The organism is Gelidibacter sp. (assembly GCF_035515035.1).
Lineage (GTDB): Bacteria > Bacteroidota > Bacteroidia > Flavobacteriales > Flavobacteriaceae > Gelidibacter.
On sequence record NZ_DATJCA010000144.1, the window covers coordinates 29,759 to 42,798 of the forward strand.

Consider the following 13,040-nt stretch of genomic DNA (forward strand, 5'->3'; position numbering starts at 1 on the left):
TCTCATGTACCAAATTCCATTTTTACCTTGGGGAATTTGGTATTTGGTTATTGAAGATTAACTTTGGCCATGTCTAAATTAGAAGTCTTGCAACCACTTAATTTTCCAAAGTTTTCGTTCCGATTCAAAAATAGCGAAAATAAAGTATCTATTTTCGACGTTGTTCGCAAAAGATTTATGATTTTACAACCTGAGGAATGGGTGCGTCAACATTGTGTGCACTACTTAATGACTGAAAAAAAATACCCACATTCATTAATAAATGTGGAAAAGGAATTGACCATCAACAATCTAAAAAAACGCTATGATATTGTGGTGTTCAACACGCAAGGTGAGGTCCATCTGATTGTGGAATGTAAAGCCCCACAAGTTGAAATTGACCAAAGTACATTTGATCAAATTGCGCGTTACAACCTTACGTTGAAGGCAAAATATTTGATGGTCACCAATGGGTTGCAACATTATTACTGTCAGATGGATTTTCAGGCCGAGAGCTATGTGTTTTTAAGGGATATTCCAGAATATGAAAGGGATTAATGGTTCAGAGGTCTAGGGTTCTGTAGGTGAAAATTAAAAATTATTATTCGTGGCTAAAAAAGAAATAGCAGTAATTATATTAAATTGGAATGGCAAGGCCTTGTTGGAGAAATTTCTTCCCTCAGTCCTTAAGTATTCTGAAAATGCCGCTATTTACGTGGCCGATAATGCCTCCACGGATGATTCCGTCAGTTTCTTAAAAACGAATTACCCCTCGGTAAAAATCATAAAAAACAAAGAAAACGGTGGGTATGCCAAAGGTTATAATGACGCGCTAAAACAGGTTGATGAAGAGGTTTTCTGTCTTCTCAATAGTGACATTGAGGTCACTAAAGATTGGTTACAACCTATAAGCGCCCTCTTTGGTTCTGAACCAAAGACTGCCATAATTCAGCCAAAAATACTCGATTATAAAAACAAAGCCTATTTTGAATACGCTGGAGCTGGCGGCGGGTTTATTGACAAATTTGGATATCCTTATTGTAGAGGACGGATTTTTGATACGATCGAAAAAGACCTTGGTCAATATAATGACACCATCCCAATTTTTTGGGCTTCGGGCGCTTGCTTTTTTATTAGGAAATCTGTTTTCGAAAAATTAAATGGTTTTGATGAATCTTTCTTTGCTCATATGGAGGAAATAGATCTTTGTTGGCGCGCCCATAATGTTGGATATACCACCAAATATGTTGGCACTTCATCGGTATACCATGTTGGTGGTGCTACCTTAGACACTAACAATCCGAAAAAAACCTATCTCAATTTCAGAAACAGTTTATTCACCTTGACAAAAAATGCTCCTAAAAACATTTTCTTTTTAATCTTTGTTCGGCTTGTTTTGGATGGATTGGCAAGTTTTAAGTTTTTAATAGAATTTAAATTTGCCCACATTCTGGCGGTTTTAAAAGCCCATGCTAATTTTTACTGGCGCCTTCCACAATTTCTAAAAAAACGTCAACTTTTGCAACTTCAAATAAGTACCTTCAAACCATGTAATTACTACCAAATCAATTCAATTGTATGGCTTTATTTTGGGAAAAATCAAAAGAAACTTTAAGTAAGAATTAAAGTGTTAAAATTCTTGTTAATTCTTCGCTTTAGTAGCATTTTTTATATAATTTTGCCTTATTAAATTTCTAATTATTTAATCACTACCATTATGAAAAAAATCATGTTATTAAGTGTGTTTTCATTGTTGGTTTTAAGTTCATGTGTATCTAAAAAAGAATATGCAGCACTTGAAGCCAAACAAAAAGAAACACAAGATTTATTAAATACCGCAACTGTAAAGCTAAACAGCTGTATCTCTGAAAGAGCTGCTGCACAAGCACGCGTTGAAGGCCTACAAGAACAATTGGCTGATATGCGCAGAACAAACCAGGATTTGATTGACACCAAAGGAAACTTAACTACCTTAACTAAAAAAGGCGCTGAGAATCTTGAAAGATCTCTTGAGAGCCTAAAAGAAAAAGATCTTAAGATTACCCGTTTGCAAGATGCATTAACCAAAAAAGACAGTGTAACTCTTGCAATTGTAACAAGTTTGAAAAAAGATGTTGGTCTTAGCGATCCAGACATTCAAATTAATGTGGAAAAAGGTGTGGTTTATATCTCAATTGCGGATAAATTATTATTCCAAAGTGGAAGCTACAACGTTACTTCTAGAGCTAAGACTATCTTAAGCAAAGTAGCAACTGTAGTTAACGGAAAGCCTGATTTTGAATGTATGGTTGAAGGTCATACCGATAGCGTACCTTACAATAGAGGTGGCGTATTAGTTGACAACTGGGATTTAAGTGTAAAACGTGCAACTTCAATTGTTAGAGTATTAGAAGAATTAGGTGTCAACCCTAAACAACTAATTGCTTCTGGACGTAGTGAGTATGTGCCTTTAGTACCTAACGATACGGCTGAGAACAGATCAATTAACAGACGTACACGAATTTTAGTACTTCCTAAGATTGACCAGTTCTACGATATGGTTGAAAAAGAAATGAAAAACATGATTGCTCAAGACAAAAAGAACTAAACAATCAGTTTAAAATATTTAAAAAGCTCAACTTGAAGGTTGAGCTTTTTTTATTCCTTCGCAGTCAGAAATCTCTTTTTAATCTGCACAATACTTCCACAAGTTAGACAATGTTCAAGTGGCAGCTATCCAAACTGCTTGATTAATTGCATTAATATGCCTTTCATCAATTAGACAGACTTTGGCTATTTTAATAAAGGCGAGTGAAAACTTGTCTAAAAGATCTCCAAACTTCCCTTACCTTCTCTTATTATGACAGGCTCCTCTTCGGATAGATCAATAATTGTAGAAGCGAGATTATCACCATATCCTCCATCAATTACCAAATCGACCAGGTTACCCCATTTTTCTAAAATTAATTCAGGATCTGTGGTGTATTCAATTATTTCATCTTCATCTCTAATTGAGGTGGAAATTATTGGTCGCCCTAGTTGTCTTACAATTTCTAAAGCAATATTATTATTGGGGACCCTGATTCCAACTGTCTTTTTCTTTTTAAAAGGATGCGGAAGCGTTTTAGCACCCGGAAGAATGAACGTGTAGGGACCAGGCAGTGCGCGCTTTAATATTTTAAACGTGGTCGTGTCTATTTGCTTGACATAGTCACTTAGGTTGCTCAAATCATGACAGATAAAGGAAAAATTAGCTTTGTCCAATTTCACCCCCTTAATTTGTGCCACACGCTCCAATGCCTTGATATTGTTAATATCGCAGCCTAAACCGTAAACAGTATCCGTAGGATAAATAATCAATCCACCATTTTTAAGGACCTTAATGACCTTTTTAATTTCTTTAGCGTTGGGGTTCTCTTCGTATATTCTTATGAATTCAGCCATAATATGTGTATTGTAATTGCGTTTATAAAGTAATTAATAATTTCTTCATGAAGGGCATAAAACCAATTTACTCTTTGTTGCCCTGCTTCCATATCATTTCCTTTTAGCAAAGAAAATACTTATGAACGGGATCAAGGTCTATAGATCCAAATATACGGGTTTTAATGAATTTCTATGGTAGTGGGGTTTCTACCAAATTTTTGGAAGATGTCAGTTCGTAGCATCCGGCGACTGCTATTGCACCTACAACCATTCTATTTTTTGGTGGAATAGATCCTTCAATGCCAACAACATGAAGGTTTACCATGAGATCGCGGCTAAGACAATTGGGACTTAACCACGACTTTAAACGCTATGAAATGCAGGTCATGGGTGGATAGGAATTGAACTATTGGGCACTTGATCAAAATTAAGAGTGTTTACTCAAACGCATATGAAGCAAAAATCTAATAAGATTCTTATCCTAATACATCCAATTTCGCAAAACGTAACAATAATTTTTTAACACCGCCATGCTCAAAATTGATTTCGGCCTTGGTATCTGCACCAACGCCTTCAATTTTTAAGACTTCACCTTTACCAAAACGCATGTGTTCTACCACATTGCCTACCGTCAACTTGCCGTCAAACAAATTAACATCAGGACTTCCGGTAGACTTCCCGATTGGCTTCAGTTTTGCCGGTGGAATAAATTTAGGTGGTTTTTCTTCAGATTTTCGTTTGGCTGGTTTTTTGAATCGGATCATATTGGGCTCCACATCACCAAAAATATCCGCAGACAACATCGGATTAAAGCGTCGATCGTCAATTGGCGTCATGATTTCCAAGAAACTTTCGTCAATTTCCTCAATAAAGCGGCTTGGCTCAGCATCTATTAATTTTCCCCAACGGTAACGTGACATGGTATAGGTAAGATACGCTTGCTTTTCCGCCCTGGTCAAAGCCACGTAAAATAAACGTCGCTCTTCCTCCAACTCACTGCGGGTGTTCATACTCATTCCACTTGGGAATAAATCCTCCTCCATGCCCACAATATAAACATACGGGAACTCCAAACCTTTGGCTAAGTGAATGGTCATTAAGGCCACATGATCTGCATCGCCTTTATCGGCATCCAAATCGGTGGCCAAGGCTACATCTTCCAAGAATTCTGTTAAGGCACCTGTGGCATCTGCCAATTCCTCTTGTCCTTCAACAAAATCCTTAATCCCATTAAGCAATTCTTCAATATTTTCCATTTTGGCAATCCCTTCCGGCGTGCCATCATCCTTGAATTCCTTGATCAATCCAGTCACTTTGGTCACGTGATCTGCCAGCTCAAAAGCATTCGCTGTTTGATTCATCACCTGAAAACTTTCGATCATGGTGACAAAATTCTTAAGTTTATTTTTAGTGCCGGAATTAATATTGATGTCAACTTTATCAATATGTTGCATCACCTCAAAAATTGAGCGGTTAAAGCCATTTGCAGCCACCACCAATCGATCAATAGTAGTCTGCCCTATCCCGCGGCCTGGAAAATTGATAACGCGTTTTAACGCCTCTTCATCGGCTGGATTGATGATCAATCGTAAATAGGACAAGACATCCTTAATCTCTTTTCGCTGATAGAAAGATAGGCCGCCATAAATTCGATAAGGAATACCGCGTTTTCTCAGCGCATCCTCCATGGCACGGGATTGTGCATTGGTGCGATATAAAATGGCAAAATCACTATTCATCAATTGATGTTCCATTTTGTTTTCAAAGATGGAACTGGCCACAAAGCGGCCTTCGTCACCGTCCGTCATCAACCGGTTGACTTTTATCTTGGGCCCTTCATCATTGGCCGTCCATACCACTTTTTCAAGTTTGGTCTGGTTCTTTTCGATGATGGAATTGGCAGCGTTGACAATATTCTTGGTTGAGCGGTAGTTTTGCTCCAATCGGAACATTTTCACATCGTCATAATCCTTCTGGAAATTTAGAATATTATTGATGTTGGCACCCCTAAAGGCATAAATACTTTGAGCATCATCTCCAACAACGCAAATATTTTGAAATCGATCAGACAACGCCCTAACAATCAAATATTGGGAATGGTTGGTATCCTGATACTCGTCTACCAATATATAACGGAACCGGTTTTGATATTTGGCCAACACATCCGGGAAACGTGTGAGCAATTCATTGGTTTTCAATAGCAGATCATCAAAATCCATAGCGCCCGCCTTAAAACAACGATCGACATAATTTTTATAGATATCTCCCAACCTCGGCCGTTTGGCCATGGTATCGGCCTCAATGAGCTCTGGATTCTGGAAATAAGCTTTCACCGTAATCAAACTATTTTTATAGGATGAAATCCTTGAACTGATCTGTTTCGTTTTATAAATATCTTTATCAAGTCCCATTTCTTTTATAATGGCACCTATCAAGCGTTGCGAATCCTGTGCGTCATAAATGGTAAAATTGCTCGGATAGCCCAATTTATCGGCTTCAATCCGAAGAATTTTCGCAAAAACGGAGTGAAACGTTCCCATCCAAAGATTTTTTGCTTCACTGCTCCCAACAATATCGGCAATCCTGCCCTTCATTTCACGAGCAGCCTTATTGGTGAACGTCAACGACAAAATATTAAAAGGGTCAACCCCCAAACTCATTAAGTAAGCAATCCTATACGTCAACACACGAGTTTTACCAGAACCAGCACCCGCAATCACAATCATGGGACCATCTTTTTGCAGTGTTGGTGCTAACTGCGCTTCATTTAACTGACTTAAATACTTTTCCAAATCTCTTTCAATTATTAATCCGTGAAATTAACCAAAGCTTCTGTTTTTAGAGAACGTTTTTATCAATAATTATAAACAATTGCAATTGTATTCCATCTTTAAAAGAAAAAGAATATCTTTAGAATGATTACAAAAAAAACATCCCATGAACTATTCACTCCTCTTCATTTGTCTCTTCGGAAGCACGCTGTTAAATGCCCAAACTGATTTAGAAGCCGATTTTAACGCTATAGAATCTAAAGTAATTGAATGGCGACGACATTTTCACGAGCACCCCGAACTGAGCAATCGGGAATTTAAGACAGCAGAGAAAATTGCTGAGCATTTAAAATCTTTGGGCCTTGAAGTTCAAACTGGTGTTGCACAAACTGGAGTTGTGGGAATTTTAAAAGGAAACAATCCAGGCAAAGTTGTGGCCTTGAGAGCGGATATTGATGCCCTTCCCGTCACGGAGCGTAATAACTTGCCGTTTAGGTCGAAGGTTGAAACAGAATTTATGGGCACCAAAACCGGGGTGATGCATGCCTGCGGACATGATACCCATACAGCTATTTTAATGGGCGTTGCCGAGGTTTTATCCCAACATAAAGACAAAATCAAGGGTACCGTGAAATTCATTTTTCAACCCGCGGAAGAAGGTCCGCCTCCCGGAGAAGAAGGTGGCGCCAAACTCATGATAAAAGAAGGCGTTCTGGAAAACCCAAAAGTAGATGCGATTTTTGGCCTGCATATCAATTCGGCAACGCCTGTAGGTACAATCAAATACAAATCTGGTGGTATTATGGCTGCTGTGGAGCGGTTTGTAGTTAAGGTCAAGGGCAAACAAAGTCATGGCTCCCAGCCTTGGCTTGGTGTTGACCCTATTTTGATTTCAGCAAAAATTATTGACGGTTTTCAGTCCATTGTCAGCAGAGAGCTCGATTTGACCAAGGAAGCCGCCGTGATTACCGTAGGGAAAATCACCAGTGGCGTTCGTTTCAATATAATTCCTGAAAGCGCTGAACTTATCGGAACCGTTCGCTCCTTGGATCCTGATATGAAAGCAAAAATCATTAAACGCATGACTGAAATGACCGAAACCATCGCCAAGGCCTATGGTGGCGAAGCGACTATCGCATTTGAAAACTTTACGTCCATAACTTACAACGATCTGGATTTAACCGCTACAATGTTGCCAACGCTTCAAAAAGTTGCAGGAAGCGATCAAGTTCTTATTACCAAAGCCGTCACCGGTGGAGAAGATTTTTCGTTTTTTCAAGAAGCCGTCCCTGGGCTGTTTTTTTTCCTGGGTGGAATGACTCCAGGTAACACGGAAGCTTTTCCACATCATACGCCAGATTTTGTCATTGACGAAAGCGGAATGTTATTGGGTGTTAAGACACTGACACAGTTGGCAATTGACTATTTGGAGCTGGATTAAAATTGGAGTTTCTGGTTTCCCGCCTCCTCAAAAGCTTCGGACGGGCAGGCTTGTTTCTTGTTTCTTGTTTCTAGTAGATATTAAAATTCAATAATTTAACCCCTTAAATAATAACTATTTCAGATCTCTAAAATGAGATATAGACTACTCCTAATCAACTTTTGATTTAACATCTTTCGCCATTATCAAAAAATCGGAATGCCGCTACTTCTTTTTCCCGTCCCCCGTCAATACACTTGCCAATCCTGCCTTGATGCTAATCCAGAGGAAATTAAAGATTGATTTGGTATGATCGCGCTCAATTCCCTCTTTATTCCCTTCTCTAAACCCATCAACTGCCCGATCGCTATTTTTTGCAATAAACAAATTCGCTATGGCGGATAGGACCTTTTTTTTCTTTTCGCCTTCACCATCCAAAATTTCCACTTTAAAATCTTCATAATTCACTCGCATATCCACCCTGGAGGTGTTGGCATCTCCTGATACCGTGGCATAGGTTTTTAAAAGCTCGCCTACCAGTTTCACCTTTAGATTGGGTTGTGAGAAGGGATTCAAATCTGCCGCGGGAAGTTTTCCAATATCCACTCTAAATACAAACGCATCATTGACGTTGTTAACATCAAATTCCCATTTCACCTTTAACGGCGTTCTCGCCATAAATACAGCATCAATATCTAAGGTGGTTTTTTCTGATTGGTCATAAGTATTACTGATATTTTTTATGTCGACATTCATTTTTGTAAATGAAAGTTCCCCTGCGCCCATATCGGCATTCACTTTTTCAGAGTATACAATAGTTCCATTTTTAAGAAAAACACCACTTAAAGTCAAATCAAACTTAAGCTCTCTTAACATCCTACTGTACAAAATTTTACGAGTAAGATCATCAGCAACCAACTTGTTTCTATAAATATACATTTCTGGATTCTCAAAAGTAATTTTTGGGCTCTTAAAATAAAAAACAGAATCCTTTTCATACCCGAATTTCTGATCCTCCAAAACCAATGAAGCTATGGACACATCAAAATGATCGCGCTCAATAGGGATCATTCTATCATATTGTGCTTTGGAGTATTTGGTATACATTTTCATTTGGTTAAAAACCGCCTTGTCCTGAGTGATATTAGCCGAAGCAATTTTAAGATTTTCATAATCGCCCATACTATAGAATAAGTTGTTGTAGGAAAGATTATAATCCGTGTAATTAAAAGGAATACGATTTTTGACGGAAGCCGCGTCTATACTGATGTCCATTACATTTGCCGTCAATTCTTCCGTATAAAATACTAGAGAGTCCGTTTCAATATCCTTAATACTTATTTCTGCATTCTGGATATTAAATCTACCTACCTTAATCTTTCCTTTCCATTTATCTCGGGAAGAATCCTGATCTTCATTTTTGGGAATGGCGCTATTGTGGTTATACAGCAACTTAGGACTTCTCATCTGCACGCTTTCCACATGAATCTGATCGTTAAGGAGATAGCTCCAAAGCCCAAAGCCACTAACCAATATGGTATCGAGCTCAACCTGGACCTTGCTTTTTGAAGCATGAACTCCCTTATCCACAACTTTAGGATTGACAATTATGACATCTCCTCGCCATATGCTGACATCTAAAGAGCCATAATTCATACTCAGGTTTTCTGGAAGTTCTGTTTTAAGAAAATTTTCTAGTTTTGAGGACACAATAGCAGTTGCCACAAAATAGCCTACAACAGCAAGGACTACCACAGAAAACACTAGAATCAAAGTAATTTTTACAGGTTTGGTCATAGTTTAAAGATATACTTTTATAGACAACTGTTTTGAAAATTTAAATTTAAAAATTAAAATTACACGTAGCCTAAACTCGTTACATCCTTAAATAATCGTTTTTTTAATTTCTTTGCGAAATTTAAATAAAAACATCTTATGTTTGATAAAACTTAACAGCCCATTATGGAATTAGTACCAAAACTAGTTGACGCCTTACTCTATGCCATCCCAGCTTTAATCACTGGACTGATAGCCTATTATTTTTTTAAGGAACACACCAAAAACGAGGATGGCAGAAGACGTTTTCTACTTCAAAAAGATATGCAAGTCAAAGCCATGCCCTTACGCCTGCAAGCCTATGAACGCATGGTACTTTTCCTAGAGCGCATCACCCCTTCCAAACTAATGATTAGGGTCAAGCCAACATCTTCTGATAAAGATAGTTACGAAAGCTTACTTATAGCGAACATTGAACAGGAATTTGAGCATAATCTATCGCAACAAATTTACATTACGGACGAATGTTGGAACATTATATGCGCTGCAAAAAATGCCACGATCCAACTCATCAGAAAAGCTAGCCTTTTAGAAAAAACGGATTCTGCCAACAAATTACGAGAAGTTGTTTTAACTGAAATGATGGAGAAACGCGCACCTAGTGATGCAGCACTTTCCTATATCAAACAGGAAGTAAGTGAAATGTGGTAAATTGCGGTTAACTACTCCGTTTTCTCAGGTTCTACCGGACTTGTTTCTTGATTTTTGTATTTTGCAAATTCAAATCCACTTTGCCACCATAACGTCATTTTATCCTTGTTGAAAACCAACGAATTAGTAGTCAAAACGGTTGGCGTATAGTAAAAATTAATAATCGCATTTTGGTTGTTGGCCACAAACTTTCCAATTCGGATGTTTTGAAATTCGATTCTATCCAACATAAACGCAAACATATTGGTCAACAATGAAAACGCATTTAGCGAGGGCATTCTATTATACTGTGTAACTTCCGTCTGCAAAACAACCGCATCCACTACAGTTGCACCACGCCTGATAGCTTCCTCTATAGGCACCATCGAGCCTAAACCACCATCAGCATATTCACAACCTTCCCTTTTTGCTAACGACATAAAAGGGGTGTAGTTGCATGAGATCCAAACCCAATCCATAAATTCTTCGTAATCAAAATCTTTAACAGACTTGTACTCTACCTGATTAAGTGACAGATTTGAAACTGTCACCACCACATCAGCTTTCAAGGCTTTTAAGGCATTAAACCCCTCTTCAGTAACGTGAGATTGGATAAGTTTTTTTAAATTATGGCTTTCACCAAAGGTTTTACTTCCACTTAAAAGATTTCGTAACACATTGAAATGATTGATACTAATGGTCTCAATGCCATTTCTTTTTTTGATGTTAAAAGGACATACATTAAAAATATCACTTTGAGTGACACTGGTATAAATTTCCTTAATTTCTTCCACCTTATTTAACGCTAAGTGAGACACCAACAAGCTACCCGTAGAAGTTCCAATAAATAGGTCGTAATTAAGTCTCTTGTTTTCAATAAGATACTGTGCCACCCCTCCCGCAAACGCACCTTTACTTCCTCCTCCTGATATGACTAATGCTCTCATTTGTTGTGTGTTATTTTTAGTTTCTCGCTTCTAGTTTCTAGTTTCTTGTTTGATGCATTTCAAGTTCAAGTTCAACTTCAACTTCCCCTCTCCGCTTTGCTATGGGACAGGCTAGTTTCTAGTTTAAAAATTATTCAATAGCTATATCTTTATTCCTATCTCTCCATTTCATCAAGAACCCGCTTATACATCTCTATATCCTGCAGTTCCACTAACATTTTTTTTGCAAACTGCTGAAACCTCCAATTGTGATGAGACTTTGCTTCGATTAAATTAGCCAAGGATATTCTATCGAACCCATTGATCAATTTTAAATAATTAAACGCATTCATCCGCAAATCAAAACTAAACCTTGAATCGGTATAACTTCTTAATTCTTCAAAAATTTCTTGTTTTTTATCTGGTTGATATTCAACTGTATTTAAATGTAAGGCCAGCCAAAGCAATTTCACATTATAATCGTTAAATCCATAAATAGTTTTGGTTTGATGCAGGTATTTAGCGCGATCACTTTGGAAATTCACCCACAAATTATACAAAGCATTCTCAATCGTCACATAGGACGCATCGTTTAAAAGCGATTCATACTGTGTTTTAAATTCTATTGGAATAGTAGCCATCTTTTGAGCAATGGCTTGTCGTACCTCAAGATTGTTATTGAAATCCTCCAGCTCTACCTCGTAACCAGGTTGCGAAAGAATCTTGATTTTTGCCTTATCAGAAATATCTGAAACCAAATAATCGTCACATTTGGAGGGATAGGTTTCACAACTCACATCCATATACTTTTGAATAAACTCCGATTTCTTCAAACTCTGAACCATCAAATCTTGTGGCAACACACGGTCTTCCAACCATATTTTCACAAATTCCGATAAATCCTGACTACTTATCGTTTCCATTTCCTGAATAAAATCAGACGTTTCAACATTTTTGTATTGATGTTTTAGCAGATAATTTTTTACCGCCAATGTAAAGGCTTCTTCCCCAACCTGCTCCCGCAACACATGCAAGGCCCAGCAACCTTTTTGATAAAAGGTTAAGCTACTGGATTTTGGATCAAGCAAAGACGTGGAATCTCCTGCATTTTCCTGCGCTAAGAGCTGCTGTGCGTATTCATGTAAACGCCAATAGTAATAGTTATCGCCAAACACATCACGCTCTGCCAAGAGCGCGTAATAGGTCGCAAATCCTTCCTGTAGCCAATGATGCTCACTACTTGTAGCTGTCACCAAATTGCCAAACCATTGATGGGCCAGTTCGTGGGCATTGACGTTAACATAATTCTTGTCGTTAAATCCAATGGCATCCACTATCAAGGCATCTGAAAATATGGTCAAGGTTGTGTTTTCCATCCCGGAATATAAAAAATCCTTGACCGGAACCTGTTTATAGACCTCCCAAGGATATGGCACACCAATCTCTTCCTCCAGAAAATCAAATAGCTGTTTGCTATAGCGATAAGTCGACTCTACTTTGGCTGAATCTTCTGGATAATAGTAATATTCTAAGGGAACGCCACTTTTTGAAGTTTCCGTTCTTTTATTGTAATTGCCAATGGCAAGCGCTACAAGATAACTGCTCATGGGCTTACTCATATCAAAATGCCAGGTTGTTCTATTTTCCGTGATGGCTTCTTTTGCAACAAGTTCACCGTTAGCCAAAACCTCATAACCTTTCTGGAAAGAAATAGATAAATCAAATTCAATCTTATCATTTGTATCATCAATACTTGGCAACCAGTGGCTCGTGTATTTCCCTTGTCCCTGTGTCCAAATCTGATCGTCGACAAAGTATAAGGCTTGCCTAGGCTCAGCGGAATACCAAAAACTGAATAGATAGTCTTGGTTCTTTTTAAATTTGTTTAAGATTACAATTTTATCGGCATCAACCCGAAAATCGCCGTGTTCGACGTTATCCGTAGCGACATTCTTCAACGCTATACTTCTGAAGTTCATGTTTATGGCATCTAGATATACAGAATCGACTTCTTTTATGACTTTAAAATAAACAGAAACAAATCCAGAAACCTGTTTTGAGCCCTTAAAACTC

At 38.0% G+C, this 13,040-nt stretch carries 10 protein-coding genes; 5 read left to right on the forward strand and 5 right to left on the reverse strand.

Features of this window, described 5'->3' with window-relative positions; genetic code table 11:
* Window positions 1–87: 87 nt before the first annotated feature.
* The 3 genes from VLZ86_RS11585 (at window position 88) to VLZ86_RS11595 (ending at window position 2,566) form a co-directional block, all read left to right on the forward strand.
* A complete protein-coding gene (locus tag VLZ86_RS11585) occupies window positions 88–537 on the forward strand; it encodes a type I restriction enzyme HsdR N-terminal domain-containing protein (RefSeq protein WP_325451497.1) in 450 nt (149 codons plus the stop codon).
* Window positions 538–586: 49 nt separating this feature from the next.
* Window positions 587–1,594 (forward strand): glycosyltransferase family 2 protein, encoded by a 1,008-nt coding sequence (locus VLZ86_RS11590; protein WP_325451479.1) that lies wholly within the window; start codon window positions 587–589, stop codon window positions 1,592–1,594.
* 102 nt (window positions 1,595–1,696) lie between these two features.
* Entirely contained in the window at window positions 1,697–2,566 is an 870-nt protein-coding gene (locus tag VLZ86_RS11595; protein ID WP_325451481.1) for an OmpA/MotB family protein, read from the forward strand.
* Window positions 2,567–2,781: 215 nt separating this feature from the next.
* Here VLZ86_RS11595 and VLZ86_RS11600 read toward each other — a convergent pair whose 3' ends face one another.
* Window positions 2,782–3,402 carry an L-threonylcarbamoyladenylate synthase gene (locus VLZ86_RS11600; protein WP_325451483.1) on the reverse strand — a complete coding sequence of 207 codons (621 nt, stop codon included), beginning with the start codon at window positions 3,400–3,402 and terminating at the stop codon, window positions 2,782–2,784.
* A gap of 458 nt (window positions 3,403–3,860) precedes the next feature.
* On the reverse strand, window positions 3,861–6,176 hold the full coding sequence (locus VLZ86_RS11605) for an ATP-dependent helicase (protein WP_325451485.1): 2,316 nt from the start codon (window positions 6,174–6,176) through the stop codon (window positions 3,861–3,863).
* A 145-nt stretch (window positions 6,177–6,321) separates the two neighbouring features.
* Here VLZ86_RS11605 and VLZ86_RS11610 point away from each other — a divergent pair, with 145 nt between their 5' ends.
* Entirely contained in the window at window positions 6,322–7,596 is a 1,275-nt protein-coding gene (locus VLZ86_RS11610; protein ID WP_325451487.1) for an amidohydrolase, read from the forward strand.
* Between the two features lie 204 nt (window positions 7,597–7,800).
* On the opposite strand, the gene VLZ86_RS11615 is transcribed toward VLZ86_RS11610, so the two are convergent.
* Entirely contained in the window at window positions 7,801–9,372 is a 1,572-nt protein-coding gene (locus VLZ86_RS11615; RefSeq protein ID WP_325451489.1) for a hypothetical protein, read from the reverse strand.
* A 165-nt stretch (window positions 9,373–9,537) separates the two neighbouring features.
* Between VLZ86_RS11615 and VLZ86_RS11620 the strand changes: the two genes are divergently transcribed.
* Window positions 9,538–10,062 (forward strand): hypothetical protein, encoded by a 525-nt coding sequence (locus tag VLZ86_RS11620; RefSeq protein WP_325451491.1) that lies wholly within the window; start codon window positions 9,538–9,540, stop codon window positions 10,060–10,062.
* Between the two features lie 11 nt (window positions 10,063–10,073).
* Here VLZ86_RS11620 and VLZ86_RS11625 read toward each other — a convergent pair whose 3' ends face one another.
* Both VLZ86_RS11625 and VLZ86_RS11630 read right to left on the reverse strand, forming a co-directional pair.
* The gene (locus VLZ86_RS11625; RefSeq protein WP_325451493.1) at window positions 10,074–10,988 is read right to left on the reverse strand and encodes a patatin-like phospholipase family protein; all 915 of its coding nucleotides are present in this window, start codon (window positions 10,986–10,988) and stop codon (window positions 10,074–10,076) included.
* Between the two features lie 155 nt (window positions 10,989–11,143).
* On the reverse strand, window positions 11,144–13,040 hold a 1,897-nt coding region (locus tag VLZ86_RS11630; RefSeq protein WP_325451495.1), incomplete at its 5' end, for a M1 family metallopeptidase.

Bases quoted from the DNA above. Each gene is read 5' to 3' on its own strand.
- VLZ86_RS11595 (WP_325451481.1), top strand. From the start codon at position 1,697: ATGAAAAAAATCATGTTATTAAGTGTGTTTTCATTGTTGGTTTTAAGT.
- VLZ86_RS11600 (WP_325451483.1), bottom strand. From the start codon at position 3,402: ATGGCTGAATTCATAAGAATATACGAAGAGAACCCCAACGCTAAAGAA.
- VLZ86_RS11610 (WP_325451487.1), top strand. From the start codon at position 6,322: ATGAACTATTCACTCCTCTTCATTTGTCTCTTCGGAAGCACGCTGTTA.
- VLZ86_RS11615 (WP_325451489.1), bottom strand. From the start codon at position 9,372: ATGACCAAACCTGTAAAAATTACTTTGATTCTAGTGTTTTCTGTGGTA.
- VLZ86_RS11620 (WP_325451491.1), top strand. From the start codon at position 9,538: ATGGAATTAGTACCAAAACTAGTTGACGCCTTACTCTATGCCATCCCA.
- VLZ86_RS11625 (WP_325451493.1), bottom strand. From the start codon at position 10,988: ATGAGAGCATTAGTCATATCAGGAGGAGGAAGTAAAGGTGCGTTTGCG.